The sequence below is a fragment of the Propioniciclava soli genome, from assembly GCF_038502305.1.
GTDB lineage: Bacteria > Actinomycetota > Actinomycetes > Propionibacteriales > Propionibacteriaceae > Propioniciclava > Propioniciclava soli.
Genome location: NZ_CP115965.1, coordinates 2018620 through 2037604, shown reverse-complemented (window position 1 = coordinate 2037604; position 18985 = coordinate 2018620). Strand labels below are relative to the sequence as shown.

General features: G+C 70.7%; 13 protein-coding genes. 7 read left to right on the top strand and 6 right to left on the bottom strand.

The genetic code is table 11. The features are described 5' to 3' along the window. Window positions 1-149 precede the first annotated feature (149 nt). Window positions 150-4667: a glutamate synthase large subunit gene (gene gltB / locus PCC79_RS09190; RefSeq protein ID WP_342371647.1), complete on the top strand. Its 4518-nt coding sequence runs from the start codon at window positions 150-152 to the stop codon at window positions 4665-4667. Continuing rightward, window positions 4660-6126, top strand: a complete 1467-nt coding sequence (locus PCC79_RS09185) for a glutamate synthase subunit beta (RefSeq protein WP_342371646.1) — start codon at window positions 4660-4662, stop codon at window positions 6124-6126. Before gltB ends, PCC79_RS09185 begins: the two co-directional genes overlap by 8 nt. A 19-nt stretch (window positions 6127-6145) precedes the next feature. Here the strand turns inward: PCC79_RS09185 and PCC79_RS09180 are convergent, their stop codons facing one another. Together PCC79_RS09180 and PCC79_RS09175 are read right to left on the bottom strand one after the other, a co-directional pair. Beyond that, window positions 6146-6424 carry a hypothetical protein gene (locus PCC79_RS09180; RefSeq protein ID WP_232547818.1) on the bottom strand — a complete coding sequence of 93 codons (279 nt, stop codon included), beginning with the start codon at window positions 6422-6424 and terminating at the stop codon, window positions 6146-6148. Between the two features lie 13 nt (window positions 6425-6437). Beyond that, the gene (locus PCC79_RS09175; RefSeq protein WP_232547819.1) at window positions 6438-6782 is read right to left on the bottom strand and encodes a hypothetical protein; all 345 of its coding nucleotides are present in this window, start codon (window positions 6780-6782) and stop codon (window positions 6438-6440) included. A 901-nt stretch (window positions 6783-7683) separates the two neighbouring features. Here PCC79_RS09175 and PCC79_RS09170 point away from each other — a divergent pair. Both PCC79_RS09170 and PCC79_RS09165 read left to right on the top strand, forming a co-directional pair. Beyond that, window positions 7684-9105, top strand: coding sequence for an NAD(P)-binding protein (locus tag PCC79_RS09170; RefSeq protein WP_342371645.1), 1422 nt, complete (start codon window positions 7684-7686; stop codon window positions 9103-9105). Window positions 9106-9164: 59 nt separating this feature from the next. Next, window positions 9165-9392, top strand: coding sequence for an RNA-binding S4 domain-containing protein (locus PCC79_RS09165; RefSeq protein WP_232547821.1), 228 nt, complete (start codon window positions 9165-9167; stop codon window positions 9390-9392). A gap of 187 nt (window positions 9393-9579) precedes the next feature. Here the strand turns inward: PCC79_RS09165 and rocF are convergent, their stop codons facing one another. Continuing rightward, window positions 9580-10515: an arginase gene (rocF, locus tag PCC79_RS09160; protein ID WP_342371644.1), complete on the bottom strand. Its 936-nt coding sequence runs from the start codon at window positions 10513-10515 to the stop codon at window positions 9580-9582. A 205-nt stretch (window positions 10516-10720) separates the two neighbouring features. On the opposite strand from rocF, the gene dnaE reads away from it, so the two are divergent. Genes dnaE through PCC79_RS09145 form a run of 3 tightly spaced genes read left to right on the top strand, consistent with a single transcriptional unit; the run spans window position 10721 to window position 16246 of the window. Next, the gene (gene dnaE / locus PCC79_RS09155; protein ID WP_342371643.1) at window positions 10721-14254 is read left to right on the top strand and encodes a DNA polymerase III subunit alpha; all 3534 of its coding nucleotides are present in this window, start codon (window positions 10721-10723) and stop codon (window positions 14252-14254) included. Between the two features lie 10 nt (window positions 14255-14264). Further along, window positions 14265-14819, top strand: coding sequence for a hypothetical protein (locus PCC79_RS09150; protein ID WP_342371642.1), 555 nt, complete (start codon window positions 14265-14267; stop codon window positions 14817-14819). Continuing rightward, window positions 14819-16246, top strand: a complete 1428-nt coding sequence (locus PCC79_RS09145; protein WP_342371640.1) for a CYTH and CHAD domain-containing protein — start codon at window positions 14819-14821, stop codon at window positions 16244-16246. Before PCC79_RS09150 ends, PCC79_RS09145 begins: the two co-directional genes overlap by 1 nt. A gap of 127 nt (window positions 16247-16373) precedes the next feature. Here PCC79_RS09145 and PCC79_RS09140 read toward each other — a convergent pair whose 3' ends face one another. From PCC79_RS09140 to PCC79_RS09130, 3 genes are all read right to left on the bottom strand, one after another. Further along, the gene (locus tag PCC79_RS09140) at window positions 16374-17570 is read right to left on the bottom strand and encodes a calcium/sodium antiporter (RefSeq protein WP_232547826.1); all 1197 of its coding nucleotides are present in this window, start codon (window positions 17568-17570) and stop codon (window positions 16374-16376) included. Between the two features lie 108 nt (window positions 17571-17678). Beyond that, a complete protein-coding gene (gene ybaK / locus PCC79_RS09135) occupies window positions 17679-18188 on the bottom strand; it encodes a Cys-tRNA(Pro) deacylase (RefSeq protein WP_232547827.1) in 510 nt (169 codons plus the stop codon). A 39-nt stretch (window positions 18189-18227) separates the two neighbouring features. Beyond that, complete coding sequence (locus PCC79_RS09130; protein WP_232547828.1) at window positions 18228-18968, bottom strand: DUF554 domain-containing protein; 741 nt, start codon at window positions 18966-18968, stop codon at window positions 18228-18230. Between the last annotated feature and the right edge of the window lie 17 nt (window positions 18969-18985).

The following is an 18985-nucleotide window of genomic DNA, read 5'->3' as shown; positions in this document are numbered from 1 at the left end:
CGGCGCGGGCGTCCGGATGGCGGACCGGCGCGGCGATGGTCGCCCGCGTGGGGGACCCGTCGCTAGGCTGCCACTGCGCACCATGCGGTGTGGCCAGGAAGGTTGTCCGTTGGATGGCTGCCACAGAGCCCGTTGGAGCAGGAGAACAAGTGAACGCACGCACCCACCGGCCCGATGAGGGCCTGTACCGCCATGACTTCGAGCACGACGCCTGCGGTGTCGCCTTTGTCGCCCGACTGAGCGGCGAGGCGTCCCACGACATCGTCGCGCAGGGGCTGCTCGCCCTGGAGAACCTCGACCACCGCGGCGCCACCGGTGCCGACGAGGCGGCCGGCGACGGGGCGGGCATGCTGCTGCAGATCCCCGACCGGCTGTTCCGCGACACCGTCGACTTCGACCTCCCCCCGGCGGGCAGCTATGCCGTGGGCATGGCGTTCCTGCCGCAGGATGCGGTGGAGCGCGCCACGGCGAAGCGCTCGATCGAGTACATCGCGATCGAGGAGGGTCTGCGCGTCCTCGGCTGGCGCGAGGTGCCGATGAGTTCCGACACGCTCAGCCCGGTCACGCTGGCCGTCATGCCGCACATGGAGCAGCTCTTCGTCACCGGACGCGGTGCCGCCGGCATCGACCTCGACCGGCTCGTCTACCCGCTGCGCAAGCGGGTGCGCAACGAGGCGTCGGTCTACTTCGCGTCGCTCAGCGCCCGCACCACGGTCTACAAGGGGATGCTCACCACCCAGCAGCTCGCCGAGACGTTCCCCGACCTGCTCGACGAGCGCACCGAGTCCGCACTGTCGCTGGTGCACAGCCGGTTCTCGACCAACACGTTCCCGAGCTGGCAGCTCGCCCACCCCTTCGGCTTCATCGCCCACAACGGCGAGATCAACACGGTCAAGGGCAACCGCAACTGGATGCGGGCCCGCGAGGCGCTGCTCCAGAGCGACCTGATCCCCGGCGACCTGGATCGGCTCTTCCCGATCTGCTCGGCGGAATTCTCCGACTCGGCGTCCTTCGACGAGGTGCTCGAGCTGCTCCACCTTGGCGGACGCTCGCTGCCGCATGCCGTGCTCATGATGATTCCCGAAGCCTGGCAGAACCACACCGAGATGGACGCCGCACGCCGCGCGTTCTACTCCTTCCACAGCTCCGTGATGGAGCCCTGGGATGGCCCCGCCGCGGTCTGCTTCACCGACGGTGCCCTCATCGGCGCCACGCTCGACCGCAACGGCCTGCGTCCGGGGCGTTACTGGGTGACCGACGGCGGGCTGGTGGTGTTCGCGTCCGAGGCGGGCGTGCTGCCCATCGAGCCCGAGCGCGTGGTCGAGAAGGGACGCCTCCAGCCCGGCCGCATGCTGCTGGTCGACCTCGAGGAGCACCGCCTCATCAACGACGACGAGATCAAGGCCGGCCTCGCCGCCGAGCACCCGTACGCGGAGTGGCTGGAGCAGCGCGTCGATCTGGAGGATCTCCCCGAGCGCCAGCACGTCGTCCACAGCCACGCGTCGGTGGTCCGGCGGCAGCAGGTGTTCGGCTTCACGCATGAGGAGCTCAAGCAGATCGTCGCGCCCATGGCGCAGACGGGTGCCGAGCCCATCGGCTCGATGGGCTCCGACACGCCGGTGGCCGTCTTGTCGGACCGCCCGCGGTTGCTCTTCGACTACTTCAGCCAGCTGTTCGCCCAGGTCACGAACCCGCCGCTGGACGCGATCCGCGAGGAGCTCGTCACCTCGTTGGCGTCCTCGCTCGGCCCGGAGGCGAACCTCCTGGAGGCCGGCCCGCAGTCGTGCCAGCAGGTCGTGGTGGGGTACCCGGTGCTCGACTCCGACGAGCTGGCCAAGCTGGTGCGGATCAACCGGGACGGCTCGATGCCGCAGCTGGACGCCCACGTGGTCCGCGGGTTGTACCGACTGCTCGGCGGGCCCGATGAGCTGGCGCGCCGGCTCGAGGAGATCTGCGCCGAGGTGAGCGGGGCCATCGAGCGGGGCGCGCACATCATCATCTTGTCCGACCGGCACAGCAACATCGACTACGCGCCGATCCCCTCGTTGCTGCTCACCGCGGCGGTCCACCACCACCTCGTGCGGGAGAAGACGCGCACCCAGGTGGGGCTCGTGGTCGAGGCCGGTGACGTGCGCGAGGTGCACCACGTCGCGCTGCTCATCGGGTACGGCGCCGCGGCCGTGAACCCGTACCTGGTGTTCGAGTCGGCGGAGGATCTGGCGCGCCGCGAGGTGCTCGTCACCGTCGACCCCGAGAAGGCCGTCAAGAACGTCCGCAAGGCGCTCGGCAAGGGCGTCCTGAAGGTCATGAGCAAGATGGGCGTCTCGACCATCGCCTCCTACACCGGGGCCCAGATCTACGAGGCGCTCGGCCTGAACAGCACATTCGTCGAGCGCTACTTCACCGGCACCACCAGCCGCATCGAGGGCATCGGCCTGCCGGAGATCGCCAGGGAGATCCAGGCGCGCCACGACGTCGGCTACCCCGTCGACCGGCGGACGCTGCCGCACCGCACCATCGACGTGGGTGGGGAGTACAAGTGGCGCCGCGAAGGCCCGCCGCACCTGTTCGACCCCGAGACGGTGTTTCGCCTGCAGCACGCCACCCGCGAGAAGCGCTACGACATTTTCAAGCAGTACACGAGCCGGGTGGACGACCAGGCCAAGCGGCTGATGACGCTGCGCGGCCTGTTGGAGTTCGACACGGACGCCCGCGAGCCGATCAGCATCGACGAGGTCGAGCCGGTCAGCGAGATCGTCAAGCGGTTCTCCACCGGCGCGATGAGCTACGGCTCGATCTCCCAAGAGGCGCACGAGACCCTCGCGATCGCCATGAACCGGCTCGGCGGCAAGTCGAACACCGGCGAGGGCGGGGAGGACCACGAGCGGCTCCACGACCCGCGGCGTCGCTCGGCGATCAAGCAGGTGGCGTCCGGCCGGTTCGGCGTGACGAGTGACTACCTGACGAACGCCGACGACCTCCAGATCAAGATGGCCCAGGGCGCCAAGCCCGGCGAGGGCGGCCAGCTGCCCGGCCAGAAGGTCTACCCGTGGGTGGCCAAGACGCGGCACTCGACGCCGGGCGTGGGGTTGATCAGCCCGCCGCCGCACCACGACATCTACTCGATCGAGGATCTCAAGCAGCTCATCCACGACCTGAAGTGCGCGAACCCGGTGGCCCGGGTGCACGTCAAGCTGGTCGCCGAGGTGGGCGTGGGCACGGTCGCGGCCGGCGTCTCGAAGGCGAAGGCCGACGTCGTGCTGATCTCCGGCCACGACGGCGGCACCGGTGCGGCTCCGCTGACGTCGCTCAAGCACGCCGGCGGCCCGTGGGAGCTCGGCCTCGCCGAGACCCAGCAGACGCTGCTCCTCAACGGCCTGCGCGACCGGATCGTCGTGCAGGTGGACGGCCAGCTCAAGACCGGCCGCGACGTCGTGATCGGCGCCCTGCTCGGTGCCGAGGAGTTCGGCTTCGCGACCGCGCCGCTGGTCGTCAGCGGCTGCATCATGATGCGCGTGTGTCACCTGGACACTTGCCCGGTCGGCGTCGCGACGCAGAACCCGGAGCTGCGGGCCAAGTACTCGGGCCACGCCGACTTCGTCGTGACCTTCTTCGAGTACATCGCCGAGGAGGTGCGCGAGCATTTGGCCGCGCTGGGCTTCCGGTCGATCGAGGAGGCCGTCGGCCACGTCGAGGTGCTGCGCACCAAGGCGGCCGTTGACCACTGGAAGGCCCAGGGTCTGGACCTCGCGCCGGTGCTGCACCAGGTGGCCGTCGACGGCCCGCTGCACCGCGTCACGACGCAGGATCACGGGCTGGAGGCGAAGCTGGACGTCGAGCTGATCGAGCGCTCGCGTCCGGCGCTGGAGCGCGGCGAGAAGGTGCGCTTCGCGGTCGACGTCCGCAACGTGGACCGCACGGTGGGCACCATGCTCGGCCACGAGGTGACCAAGGTCAGCGGCGGCGAGGGCTTCAACGACGACACCATCGAGATCACGTTCACCGGCACGGGCGGGCAGAGCTTCGGGGCGTTCGTGCCCCGGGGCGTCACGCTGAAGCTCATCGGCGACACGAACGACTACTTCGGCAAGGGGCTGTCGGGCGGACGCCTGTCCGTGCGGCCGCACCCCGAGGCGTCCTTCGCGGCCGAGGAGCAGATCGTGGCGGGCAACGTCATCGGCTACGGCGCCACCTCGGGTGAGCTCTACATCCGCGGCCGGGTCGGCGAGCGCTTCTGCGTGCGCAACTCCGGCGCCACCGCGGTGGTCGAGGGCGTCGGGGACCACGGGTGTGAGTACATGACCGGCGGTGAGGCGTTGGTGCTCGGCGCGACGGGCCGCAACTTCGCGGCCGGCATGTCCGGCGGCGTCGCGTGGGTGCTCGGCCTGGACGAGGGCCGGCTCAACACCGAGATGGTGGACGCCTGGGAGCTGGACGACGACGACGTGGCGCGCATCACCGAACTGCTGGGGCGTCACGCCGCCGAGACCGACTCGGCCGTGGCCCGCGGGCTGCTCGACGAGGGTCCGGAGGCATGGCGGGGCCGGTTCACCAAGGTGGTGCCGCGTGATTACGCCCGGGTGCTGGCCGCCCGTGCCTCGGCCGAGGCCGAGGGGCTCAGTGAGGAAGAGACCGTGACGAAGATGATGGAGGCTGCTCATGGCTGATCCCAAGGGCTTCATGAAGGTCGAGCGCCAGGTCGCCGAGCGGCGGCCGGCGTCCGAGCGCGTCCACGACTGGGACGAGGTGTACCCCGGCAGCCCCGGGCGCGCCGTGCTGCCGATCATCCGGCAGCAGGCGAGCCGCTGCATGGACTGCGGCATCCCGTTCTGCCACCAGGGGTGCCCGCTGGGCAACCTCATCCCCGAGTGGAACGATCTCATCTACCACGACCTGTGGCGCTCGGCGACCGACCGGCTGCACGCGACCAACAACTTCCCCGAGTTCACCGGACGCCTCTGCCCGGCTCCCTGCGAGACGGCCTGCGTCGTGGGCATCAACCGTGAGCCGGTGACGATCAAGAACATCGAGGTCGCCATCGCCGACAAGGCGTGGGACGACCGGCGCGTCGTCCCGGTCGTGCCCGAGTGGCACACCGGAAAGACGGTCGCGGTCGTGGGCTCCGGCCCGGCGGGTTTGGCCACCGCGCAGCAGCTGACGCGCGCGGGGCACACCGTGGTGGTGTACGAGCGCGCCGACGACATCGGCGGCCTGCTGCGCTTCGGCATCCCCGAGTTCAAGATGGAGAAGAAGGTCCTCAACCGGCGGCTGAAGCAGATGCGCCAGGAGGGCACGGTCTTCAAGCCGAGCACGAACATCGGTGTGGACATCACGGGCGAGGAACTGCTGGACCGCTTCGACGCCGTGGTGCTCACCATCGGGTCCACGCTGCCGCGCGAGCTGCCCATTCCGGGCCGGGAGCTGGACGGCGTCCACCAGGCCATGGAGTTCCTGCCGCAGGCCAACCGCGTCGCGGTGGGCCAGCAGGTGGACGGCCAGATCACCGCCACGGGCAAGCACGTCGTGGTGATCGGCGGCGGCGACACGGGCAGCGACTGCATCGGCACGAGCCTGCGGCAGGAGGCCGCCTCGGTCACCCAGCTCGAGATCATGCCGACCCCGACGTCGGATCGCCCGGGCAACCAGCCCTGGCCGACGTACCCGATGCTGTTCCGCGTCAGCACCTCCCACGAGGAGGGCGACGTGGCGCGCGAGTACGCCGTGTCCACCTCGGAGTTCGTCGGCACCGACGGGCGCATCACGTCGCTGAGGTTGTCGGAGGTGAAGTTCGACGCCGGGAGGTTCGCGCCGGTGGAGGGCACGGAGCGGGAGATCCCGGCCGATCTGGTGCTGCTCGCCATGGGCTTCACCGGCCCGCAGCAGACCGGCTTGGTCGAGGAGTTGGGGCTCGAGCTGGACGCCCGCGGCAACATCGCGCGCGACGACTCCTACGCCACCAACGTGCCCGGCGTGTTCGTGGCCGGGGACGCCGGGCGTGGCCAGTCGCTGATCGTGTGGGCCATCGCCGAGGGCCGGTCCGCCGCCCAGGGAGTGGACGCCTACCTGCAGGGGAGCTCCGCGCTGCCGCGTCCGATCAACCCGACCGAGCGTCCGCTGGTGGTCTGAGCCGCACCTCCAGGTGCACCTACGGGAGGAGAGCGAGCCCCCCGAGACCAGCGATCAGGGCGAGGGCAAAGACGGCGATCGACGGCCAGGCCGACGGTGTCCGGGGGCCTGCCCTGGTACGTGCCGCCTGCGTCAGCACGGCCACGGCTGCTGCACACAGGGGGACACCGCCCAGCAGCGCGCTCCTGAGGTCCCGGGCGACCATCAGACCGACGAGCGTGACGAGCAATCCGCAGCAGAGGTAGACCGCCGACGCGAGAGCGAACTGTTTGGGTGTGCTCGTGTCGTTGTCGGTCATCAGATGGCGGCCGTCACGCGTCCGCGTCGAGGCCCCGCAGCCGGGGATTCCGGAGGAGCACAGCGACGCGCTGGCGCAGCGACGCAGAGCTGAGCGCCGGATGGTCGCCGAGCAGATGCGCACCCGCCAGCAGGTAGGCACCCATGAGCGTCGCGAAGGCGGGCAGCCCCACCCAGGACGGCCGAGCGACGAGGGTGAAGGCCGCCCAGACGAGCAGTGCATTGCCCGCGATCGCGGCCGCGTAAAGGATGGGGCGCACGCGCGGAAGCGCCGCGTGGGCGTAGAGGACACCCACCGGGATGCACAGGGCCAGGATGGCCACAGCAGGCCAGAGGTCGGACATCCGGAGGTCTGTCATGGGGTGTCGTCCATTCCTCGAGGGGTGTCTCGACGGTGCCCGACCCGCGTCGAGCTGTCAAGGGGAGCCAAGGTTCTACGTCCGTCCTCGTCCCCGCGGGGCCGCCCGAAGTTCGTGGCCTGGTACTGCGGCCATCCGGACGCCTCCCGCTCACTGATGTCCGGCGGGATTCGGACGCACCTCAGGAGAGGGAAAGCCGAGTTGGGGAGGGGCCAACCACCAGCAGGCCTTCGGTCGTGAGTGCGAGCGTGTGGGCGCAGCCACACGCGGCCACCCACAGTTCAGACCCCGACTGCACCGTGGATTGTGATGTGCTTACAAACCAATACAAGCTGCCCGTTTCGAGCGAAACCGAACTCGCCCCCACCCCACGCAACTCCGACCTGGAAAGCGCCAAACGTGCGTTGGGACCTGGCGTACCACCGGGGTCTACTTCCTGCCCTTCTCACTTCCGCTGTCGCGTAGGCGACCCGAGTGGCCCCTTACCGACAGGTCGGCCAGGACGGTGGTGACTCTACCCTGCTCTCAGCAGGGCTTGCCAGGCACGCACGGTACGGCATCGATTCGGCACAGACAGGTCCACCGGATAGTGGCAGTCCCCGCCCTGCCGTGCACTTAGGCTTGGGGCCCATTGGGGTCAGGATGCGCACATTCATTCAAGATTTGGAACTCCGAGCGCTTGGCATTCAGCGGTCACGCTCGGGGGAAGCAGACAGCGATGTGCTTGCCCATCGTGGCAAGCCTTGACGCCTTGCACGTGGCGACCCCTCGCAAGTGAGCGCCTTCACAGGATCGTCCATGCTCTCAGCCTCTCGACTGGAGGCTCAGAGGGCCTCCTCGCCGTGGGCTTGTCTCTGTGCGCGCCGCATGTCGGCAGACCCGCCATGCGAAGATGCCACCCATGACGCACACGCCCCACGTCGCCATCGTCGGTGCCGGGCCGTCCGGACTGTTCGCCGCGCAGGCGCTGCTCCGGGGTCACGAGGGCGTCCGCATCGACGTCCTCGACCGCCTGCCGGCGCCCTTCGGCCTGCTGCGCTACGGGGTGGCCCCCGACCATGCCAGCATGCAGGGCATCCAGCGTGCGTTGGTGGCACCGTTCACGTCCGAGCGCGTCCGGTTCTTCGGGCTGGTCGAGCTGGGCCGCAGCATCACCCGCGACGAGTTGGTGGCCGGCTACGACGCGGTGATCTATGCGGCTGGTGCGTCGGAGGATCGCCGGCTCCACGTCCCCGGCGAGGAGCTACCGGGCAGCCGCTCCGCGCGGGAGTTCGTGGCCTGGTACTGCGGCCATCCGGACGCCGAGGCGCAGCAGCTCGCCGGCATCGAGGCGGCGGTCACGTTCGGCGTCGGCAACGTGGCCGTGGACGTCGCTCGCGTGCTGGCCGCCTCGCCCGCCCGGTTGGCGGGCACCGACATGCCCGGAGACGTGCTCGCCGAACTGCGCCGGGCGTCGGTCCGCGACGTGTGGGTGGTCGGACGCCGCGGGCCCCAGCACGCGAGCTTCACCACCCCGGAGCTGCGCGAGCTGCTGGGGCTCGACGGCGTCCAGCCCGTGATTGACCCCACAGACGTGGCGGGCATCGACGAGACCGACCTCGACCGGCGCGTGCGGGGCAATCTCGCCGCGCTGCGGGAGGCGGCGGACCGCTCGGTGCCGGACGCCCACGCGCGCCTCCACCTGCGGTTCTGGCGGCGCCCGGTCGCTGTCCTGGGCGAGGACGCCGTGAGCGGCGTCGTCCTCGAACGCACGCTGCCCGCCGGCGGGACGTCCGTGGTGGGGACGAGGGAGCAGGAGACCATCGCGTGCCAGTTGGTGCTGCGCGCCATCGGGTACCGGGGGCGTCCGCTGGCCGGCGTGGCCTTCGACGACGAGGCCGGCGTGATCCCGAACCGGGGTGGGCGTGTGGTGCGTCCCGACGGCACGCCGAGCCCGGGGGAGTACGTGGTGGGGTGGATTAAGCGCGGCCCGGTCGGCGTCATCGGCACCAACAAGTCGGACGCCGCCGAGACGGTGGCCCTGTTGCTGGACGACCTGGCCGCCGAGGCTGGCGTCAAAGACGCGGCGCGGGGGCCGGAGGTGGACGCTCTGCTGGCCTCCCACGGGTTGGAGGCGTCCAGCTTCGCCGACTGGGAGGCCATCGACGCCGAGGAACGGGCGCGGGGTGAGGCGTCCGGCCGGTCGCGGGTGAAAGTGGCGTCCTGGAGCCAGCTCACTGACCTCGTCCGGCACGGCCGCGGCGGCGGCCCGCTGGAGCGGGAGCACGAGGGGGAGGCGGCTCCGGCTGCTGAGGCGGGGCTCGCCGGTGACGATCTTTCCTGAGATCGGCCCGGTGTCGGGAAGACTGGTTCCCACAATGTCGTCGTCAGGCAGGAGAGGTCATGGAGTCGGTCGAGGTGCGGGGCACGATTCGTCTGGGTCAGTTCCTCCAGGTCGCGGGCCTGGTGGACACCGGCGCGGACGCCCGGGAGGTGATCCTGACCGGTGAGGTGCGGGTCGACGGCGAGCCGGAGACCCGCCGCGGGCGTCAGCTCCACGGTGGCGAGGTCGTCGAACTGAACGGACGCAGCGTCCGCGTCGGCGTCGAGGAGGATGCGTCGGACCGGTGAACTTTCATCTCAGTCGCGCCGAGTGGCTGGGCAGCACCGGTTCGTGATCACCCAGCTCACCTCCGAGGCGCACCAAGAGGCGGGTCGACCAGGCGCGCATGCGCATGGGTTCTCGACGCGGCTCCTCACGGGACAATCCAGACGGGTGCATCCCAGACGGGTGCATCCCAGACGGGTGCGTCCCAGATCAGCCCAGCGGTGGGTTGGCCAGATCGGTCACGCGCAGCAGGGTCGACTTGCCGAAGAGGCTCTCCACGAGGTCGACGGCCAGCTCGGCGGTGGTGTTGCGGACGTCGAGGGCCGGGTTCACCTCCACGAGGTCGAGCGAGCCGAGGCGTCCGGTGTCGGCGATCATCTCCATGCAGAGCTGCGCCTCGCGGTACGTCGGCCCGCCGACGACGGGCGTGCCCACTCCGGGTGCCACCGCCGGGTCGACGAAGTCGAGGTCGAGGGAGAGGTGGAGGTGGGTGTCGGCGTCCACGCTTGCGAGCACCCGGCGCATCGCGCGCCGCATGCCGGCCTCGTCGAGGTAGCGCATGTCGTACACGCTGATCCCCAGCTCAGCCAGGAATCGCTTCTCGCCGGCGTCCACGCTGCGCAGGCCCACTTGGTGGATCTGGTCGTGCGTGATCGCCGGCCGCTGGTCCGACAGGCCGGTGAGTTCGTCGGGACCGTGGCCCAGCAGGCAGGCGACCGGCATGCCGTGGATGTTGCCGGTGGGCGTCATGGCGGAGGTGTTGATGTCGGCGTGGGCGTCCACCCAGATGATGAGGAGCTTCTTGCCCACCGCGCGGCAGTGGGCGGCGACGGCGCTGATCGAGCCGATCGCGAGGCTGTGGTCGCCGCCCAGCACGACGGGCAGGCGTCCGGACGCCAGCTCGGCGGCGACGGCGTCGCGCAGCGCGACGTTCCAGGCGATGACCTCGGGCAGGTGCCGGTAGCCGTCGACGGGGGGCGTCATGGGGTTGGGCGGGCCGTCGATGTCGCCGGTGTCGACCACGTCGCAGCCCAGGCCGCGCAGGCCGCGTCCGATACCGGCCACCCGGAGGGCGCCCGGGCCGAGCCGGCATCCGGCGACGCCGGCACCGATGTCGGTGGGTGCACCGATCAGGGACAGCTCCATGGGTTCCTCCTCGTCGACCACGTTCGATGATCAGTGTCGCCATGCGGCGAGCTGGGTGCAAATCCTGCCGTGGCAGCTCATTTGGACCCGAGATTGTGGCGCCATGGCAGCACAATCTCGGGTCCAAATGCCGACCCGGCGGGGCGACGCAGCACTGTCGGGGGCAGCGACTAGGGTGGTGCCTCCGGGAGGTTGACCACCACTGATGAGCGACGCATTCGTACACCTGCACTGCCACTCCGAGTACTCGATGCTCGACGGCGCGGCGCGCCTGAAAGATCTCGTGACCGGCTGCGAACACATGGGCATGCCGGCCCTCGCGGTGACCGACCACGGCAACGTGTTCGGCGCCTACGAGTGGTACAAGACGGCCCAGGGCAGCCCGGTGAAGCCGATCATCGGGCTCGAGGCGTACCTGACCCCCAAGACCCACCGCAGCGAGCGCAAGCGGGTCCAGTTCGGCGACGGCACGGGTGACGACGTGGCGTCCAAGGGCGCCTACACCCACATGACGATGTGGGCGTCCACGACCGAGGGCATGCACAACCTGTTCCGCCTGGCCTCGCTCAGCTCGATCGAGGGCTTCTTCTACAAGCCGCGGGCCGACCGGGAGTTGCTCCAGCGCTACGCCCCCGGCCTGATCGCAACGACGGGGTGTCCCTCCGGTGAGGTGCAGACGTACCTGCGGCTGGGCCAGTTCGACGAGGCCGTTCGCTCGGCCGCGGAGTTCCGCGACCTGTTCGGCGAGGGCAACTTCTTCGTCGAGCTGATGGACCACGGCCTCGACATCGAGACCCGGGTGCGCGACGACCTGCTGCGCCTGGCCAAGAAACTCAACCTGCCGCTGGTGGCGACCAACGACCTCCACTACGCGCGCGCCGAGGACGCCGAGGCGCACGACACGCTGCTGTGCGTGTCCGCGGGCTCCAACAAGGACACCCCGGGCCGCTTCAAGTTCGACGGCAACGGCTACTACCTCAAGAGTCCCGCCGAGATGCGGCAGCTGTTCTCGAACCTGCCGGACGCCTGCGACAACACCCTCGCGATCGCCGAGCGCTGCGAGGTCGACTTCCACGAGGGCACCGGCACGTACATGCCGCGCTTCGACGTGCCGGCCGGGCACACGGAGGAGAGCTGGTTCGTCGCCGAGGTGCGCCGCGGGTTGGAGGACCGGTTCGACGGCGCGGTGCCCGACTATGCGACCAAGCAGGCCGACTACGAGGCCGAGATCATCATCAACAAGGGCTACGCGGGGTACTTCCTCGTGGTTGCCGACTTCATCACGTGGTCGAAGGCGAACGGCATCCGCGTCGGCCCCGGGCGTGGCTCGGGCGCTGGCTCGATGTGCGCCTACGCCATGCGCATCACCGATCTCGACCCGGTGCCCCACGGCCTGTTCTTCGAGCGGTTCCTGAACCCCGAACGCCCGTCGATGCCCGACTTCGACGTGGACTTCGACGAGCGCCGCCGTGGTGAGGTCATCAAGTACGTCACCGACAAGTACGGCGACGACCGGGTCTGCCAGATCGTCACCTACGGCACGATCAAGGCCAAGCAGGCGATCAAGGACGCCGGCCGCGTCCTCGGCAAGCCGTTCGGCCTGGGCGAGAAGCTGACCAAGGCCTACACCCCCGACGTGCAGGGCAAGGGCGTCACACTCAAGCAGGTCTTCGACCCCGGTCACGATCGCTACGGCGAGGGCACCGAGTTCCGCCAGCTCTATGAAGAGGACCCCGAGGTCCAGCAGGTCGTCGACACCGCGCGCGGCATCGAGGGACTCAAGCGCCAGTGGGGCGTCCACGCGGCCGGCGTCATCATGAGCAGCGAGCCGCTGCTCGACGTCATCCCCGTCATGAAGCGGGAGCAGGACGGCCAGATCATCACGCAGTTCGACTACCCGAGCTGTGAGAACCTCGGCCTGGTCAAGATGGACTTCCTCGGCCTGCGCAACCTGACGATCCTCGACGACGCCGTGAAGAACGTGCAGATCAACCGCGAGCTGGAACTCGACCTGGACGCCTTGGCCAAGGACACCACGGACGCCGCGACCTACGACCTGCTGGCCCGCGGCGACACGCTCGGGGTGTTCCAGTTCGACGGCTCGGGCTACCGCTCGCTGTGCCGCCTGATGCGACCCGACCAGTTCGCCGACATCACGGCGCTCGGCGCGCTGTACCGCCCCGGCCCGATGGGGACGAACACCCACGTCAACTACGCGATGCGCAAGAACGGGCAGCAGCCGGTCACGCACATCCACCCCGAACTGGCCGAGGTGCTCGACCAGATTCTCGGCGAGACCTACGGCCTGCTGGTGTACCAGGAGCAGGTCATGCAGATCGCCCAGCAGCTCGCCGGCTACACCCTCGGCGCGGCCGATCTGCTGCGCCGGGCGATGGGCAAGAAGAAGAAAGAGGTGCTGGAGGCCGAGTTCGTCAACTTCGAGGCGGGCATGAAGGCCCAGGGCTACTCCGACGCCGCGATCGCCGCGCTGTGGGAGACGATGGTGCCGTTCTCGGCGTACGGCTTCAACAAGTCCCACGCCGCGGCGTACGGTCTGGTGTCGTACTGGACGGCCTACCTGAAGGCCCACTATCCGGCCGAGTACATGGCGGCGCTGCTGGAGTCGGTGCGCGACGACAAGGACAAGATGGCGATCTACCTGTCGGAGTGCCGCCGCATGGGCATCCAGGTGCTGCCGCCGGACGTCAACACCTCCCAGGGCCGGTTCACGCCGGTGGGGGACCACATCCGCTTCGGGCTCGGCGCGATCCGCAACGTCGGCGACAACGTCGTGAACGGCATCATCGCCGCCCGCACTGAGCACGGGTCGGCGTCCGACTTCAACGCGTTCCTCGACCAGGTGCCGGCGGTGGTGTGCAACAAGCGCGTCATCGAGTCGCTGATCAAGGCGGGCGCGTTCGACTCCATGGGTCACACCCGGCGCGGGCTGATGGAGTGCTTCGAGACCAAGATCGACGAGGTGGTGGATCTCAAGCGCAACCAGGCCAATGGCCAGGACGACCTGTTCGCCGACTTCTTCGGCGGGGCGGACGCCGACGCCGGCGGTTCGCTCGTCGCCACCCCCGTGCCGGAGCTGCCCGAGTGGGAGAAGATGACGCGGCTCGCGTTCGAGCGCGAGATGCTCGGCCTCTACGTCAGCGACCACCCGCTGCAGGGCCTGGAGCACGTGCTGGCCGCCAACCGCGACCTGAGCATCGCCGCACTGGCGGGTGACGAGCACCCGCGCGAGGGCATGGTCACGATCTGCGGCATGATCACCGGCATCCAGCGCAAGCAGACCAAGGACGGCAAGGCCTGGGCGATCCTGACGGTGGAGGACCTGGAGGCGTCCATCGAGGTGCTCGTCTTCAACAAGGCCTATCTGCCGGTGGCGCTCTCGCTCGGCACCGACGTGGTGGTGCGCATCCGCGGCCGTCTGCGCGAGAAGGACGACGGCGTCGAGATCACGGCGCAGGACGTGGCGTTCCCCGACGTGACGCAGCGTGAGGACGGCCCGGTGACGATCTCCCTGCCCACCACGCGATGCACGCCCGAAGTGGTGGACCAGCTGAAGTTCACGCTGCGGCAGCACCCCGGGTTGGCGGAGGTCCGCGTCCGGCTCATCAGCCCGCAGCGCGCCACGGTGTGGCGGTTGGACGACCAGCTGCGCGTCCGGCCGTCCAACTCGCTGGTCGCCGATCTCAAGGCACTGTTGGGGCCGTCCTGTGTCAGCGCCTAGCATCAACCCCGTGGGTGGACGCCAACTCGTGAACCGCGTCGGCCTGGTGGTGGCCGTGGCGCTGCTCGTCGGCGCCCTGGCCGCGCTTCTCTGGGTGGCGCTCACGCAGCTGCCGGCGTTCGTGGTGGGGGCCGACGGCCAGGCCACGATCGCCGAGCGTGCCATGGCGCAGGTTGCCTCGGCCGACTGGTGGTTCTCCGTGCTCGCGGTGGTGGGCGGGCTGGGCCTGGGGGTCGGGGTGTGGGCCAGCCTGCGGCACTGGGGCTGGCCCGTGGCGTTCGTCGCCGTGGGCGCCGCCGCCATCGCGGCCGTGACCTGTTGGCTGGTGGGGGAGACCCTCGGCCCCACCCCGTTCGCGGCGCGGATGGCCGCCGCCACCGCCGGCGAGGCGGTGCCCGTCGCCCTGCGGTTGCACGCCCTCTCCGCCCTCGCCCTGTGGCCGTTCTCCGCCGTGGCTGTCTGCCTGTTCGCCTCCGCCCTGGGGCCGGAGGTCGGCGAGCGGACGCGGCGGCGTCGCCAGGCGGTCGAGGCGGGGGCGTCCGAGCCGGTGGTCGAGGAGGCGTGATGGAGCGCGAGGCCGAGATCGAGCAGAAGTTCGAGATTGACCCCGGCTTCACCCCCTCGCTGGCCACGGTGGGCACCTGGGGCGAGCCGCGCTCGTTCACGCTGACGGCGACCTACCTCGACACGCCCGAGCATGCCCTCGCCGCCGCCGGCTGGTCGCTGCGCCGGCGCGAGGGCGGGTCGGACGAGGGGTGGCACCTCAAGCGACCCCGCGGGTCCGAGCCGGGACGCCTCGAGCTGCGCCTCCCGCTGGCCGATGAGCTGCCCGCCGCGCTGCGCGCGGAGGCGTCCCCGATCATCGGCGCGGCGCCGCTGGTGCCGCTGGCCACCGTGCGTACGGAGCGCACCGAGACGCCGCTGGTGGTCGACGGGGTGCCGCGGGCGCTGGTGGCCCTCGACCGGGTGACCGCCCGCGCCGGTGCCCGCACCGAGACGTGGCGCGAGCTCGAGGTGGAGCTCGTGACGGGCGCGGATCCGGCCCTGCTGAGTGAGGTGACGGCGGCGATGCTGGCCGAGGGGGCCCGGCCGGCGGCGCACGCGTCCAAGGCGAGCCGCATCCTCGCGACCCGGCCGACCCCCACCGAGGGGAGCGCGGCGGCCGCGCTGCTCGACTATGCGGGCCGGCAGGTGGGCATGCTGCAGGCGATGGACGCCGGCGTCCGGGTCGACGCCCCCGACGCGGTGCACAAGGCGCGCGTCGCGACGCGGCGGCTGCGCAGCTTGCTGACCACGTTCGCCCCGTTCTGGGACGCCGAACGCACCGAGCCGCCGCGCGAGGAACTGCGCTGGCTCGCCGCGTTGCTGGGTGAGCCCCGGGACGCCGAGGTGCTGGCCGAGGAGTTCGGCGACCTGTTCGCCGAACTGGGCCCTGGCACGGTGGCGGACGGGGTGCGGAGCGCGGTGCTGGGGCACCTTGCCGATCGTCACCGCTGGGGCCACGCCGCGCTGGTCGCGGCCTGGGACACGCGGCGGGCTCGCGCGCTGCGGGCCGCCCTGGCGCTCCTGCTGGCGGAGCCGCCGCTGGACGCGCGGGCGGCGGGGCCGGCGTCCGACCTGCTCGCCGGCCTCGAGGCGGCCGAGGCACGCACCGAGCGGCTGGCACAGAAGGCCCGGCGCAGACCAGGGGAGCTCGAGCGGTGGCACCGGGTGCGCAAGGCGGCCAAGGCCGTGCGCTATTGCACCGAGGCGCTGGCTGAGGTGTTGGGGTCGGACGGCTCCGCGCGGGCCGCGCGGTGGGAGGCCGTCACCGAGGCGTTCGGCACGTTGCAGGACGCCGTGGTGGCCGCGGAACTGATCGAGGAACTGGCCGACGCCACCGACGCCACCGAAGACTGGGCGGTGCTGGCCGACATCCAGACCGACCGGCGCACGGCCGCTCTCGCCGAGGGCCGGGCAGCGCTGGACGCAGCGCTCACCCCCACCCGCTGAGGGCCCCCGCTTTCGCAACTTCGCTGGGTCGCTCTGCCCCCCCTGTTGGCATTTGGACCCGAGGAAATGGCGCCATGGCACCATTTCCTCGGGTCCAAATGCCGACTCGGGGGCCGCGCGGAGGGGCTCACCCCGGGGGTGCCCCGGGCCGGCTTCTGTCATGGTGGGCCTCGGGGGGTGACGGGGCGGGGTGGCGGCGGTCCCAGAGATCCAGCAGGACGTGGCCCGCCAGGAGGATGCCGAACATCGGCAGCACGTAGGCCACCATCGTGATGGTGAAGCCGCGCAGGGCGTCGTGGTCGGTGGCCAGCAGCAGGACGTACACGGTGTACGCCACGTAGAACCCGGCGAACAGAAACCCCTCGGAGCGGTGGATCAGCGAACCCGTGAACGCCACCGGCAGCAACAACAGGGCCACGGCCACCATCACCGGAATGTCGAACGCCACGGCGCTCTCGGGGACGCCGATGCCGCCGCTCAGCAGCGAGGGCAGGCCGAGCACCAGGCCGATGTTGGCGATGTTGGAGCCGACGACGTTGCCGAACGCGATGTCGCGTTCGCCGCGACGCACCGCGATGACGGACGCCGCCAGCTCCGGCAGCGAGGTGCCGACCGCGACCACCGTGAGGCCGATGACGAGCTGGCTGACCCCGAAGGCCGTGGCGATGGCGGTCGCGCCGTCCACCAAGAAGTTGGCGCCGAGCACGAGCAGCCCCACCCCGGCCGCCACGAGGAGCGCCGCGACCAGGGCGGACGGGCGGGGGCCCGAGGTGTCCGGATCGGGAGCGTCTTGAGCTGCCCCGTCCTGAGCTGCCCCGTCCTGAGCTGCCCCGTCCTGAGCTGCCCCGTTGAGGTCCGCTCCGTCGTGGCCTGCCCGCCGGCCGCGCCACACCGACCACGCCATGTGGCCCACGAACAGCACGAGCAGCAAGGTGCCTTCGACGGGGCCGACCCGGCCGTCCACGCTGAAGACCAGGACGAGGATGCTGAGCCCGGCGAGGAACGGTAGGTCGAAGCGAAGCATGTCGCGCTTGACGAGCACCGACCCGACGGCCGCGGTGATTCCCAGCACCAGCAGTACGTTGGCGATGTTGCTGCCCACCACGTTGCCGACCGCGATCTCCGGCTCTCCCCGGAGCACGGCGCCCAGGGTGACCGCCAGCTCGGGGGCGGACGTGGCCACGGAGACGACCGTCAGGCCGACCACGAGGGGAGACAGCCCGAGACGGGTGGCCAGCGCGGACGCGCCACGCACGAGGGCCTCACCGCCGCCCACGAGCAACACCAGACCACCGATGACGCGCACGATGTCGAGGACGTTCACCCGCGCAGCTTAGGGCCGGGGCCGCGGCGCGTCCCCCGACGCACCGGTGATGGCTCAGTGTGCGGTGTTCAGTGCGTGGTGGTCAGTGCGAGGTGGCGTGAGCGGGCGTCAGCGCGCGATGGGGGCGAAGGTGGCCCCGGTGACGGCGGCGAGATCGTCCGGCGCCAGTTCGACCTGCAGCCCGCGCTTGCCGCCGGAGACGAGCACGGTGTCGAAGAGCTGGGCGGTCTCGTCGATCACGGTGGGCAGGGGCGTCCGCTGGCCGAGGGGGGAGACGCCGCCTACCACGTAGCCGGAACTCCGCTCGGCCGCCGCGGGCGGGGCCAGCTCCACCTTCTTCACCCCGAGCGCCGACGCGAGGGCCTTCAGGTCGAGGCGTCCCGACACCGGGACCACACCCACGGCCAGGCTGCGCGGCCCGGTGGCGACGACGAGGGTCTTGAACACCTGCTCGGGGTCGCGGCCGGTCTCGCGGATCACCTCGGCCCCGAAGTCGGTGGCGTCGTCGTGGTGGGTGTAGGCCACCGCGGTGAACGCGACCCCGGCAGCCGTCAGGGCCTCGGTGGCGGGTGTACCGCCGGTTGGCGGGGTGTGCGAAGAGGGGCTGGTGCGGCTCACGCGTTCGACCCTAGCCGCGCGCGGGGCGTCCGCCCAGGTTCAGAGTGCGGCCACGAGGGCGACCAGCAGCGGGGCGAACACGAGCGCGGGGAGCAGGTCTCCGACGGGGATCTGCCGGATGCGGAGCAGCCGCAGCCCGAGCCCGAGGAGGATCACGCCGCCCGTCGCGGTGAGCGCGTCGATCTGACCGGCGGTGAACAGGTCGCCGAACCAGAAGCCCGCCAGGGTCAGCGCGCCCTGAATGACGCCAACCGCCACTGCCGAGAGCAGGACGCCCCAGCCCAGCGTGGTCGCCAACGCGATCGCGGCGAAGCCGTCCAGCACGGCCTTGACGAGCAACTGGTCGGCCCCGCGGCCGAGACCGTCCGACAGCGATCCCAGGATGGTCAGGGGCCCGACGCAGAACAGCAGCGTCGGCGTGACCACGGCGGCAACGAAGGTGCCGGCGTCCTCCTCGGCGGCGAAGCGGGTGCGCAACCGGTCGGCCACCGCCTCCAGCCGGTCCTCAATGCGCAGGGTCGAGCCGGTCAGGGCGCCCAGCAGCAGAGATCCCAGCACGATCAGGACGCCGGCGGACCCGACCTCGGCGGCCAGCGCCGGGGAGGCGACCGTGAGGGCCGACTGGACGCCGAGCACGATCGTCACGAGCCCGAGCACGTCGGTGACCGTGGTCCGGGTGCGCTCGGGGATGCGGTGCCCCACCACCAGCCCCAGCAGGGCGCCGACGGCGACCGTGACCACGTTCGCGACCGTGCCGAAGCCGATGAACATGGCGCCCATACAATCACGTTCGTGGA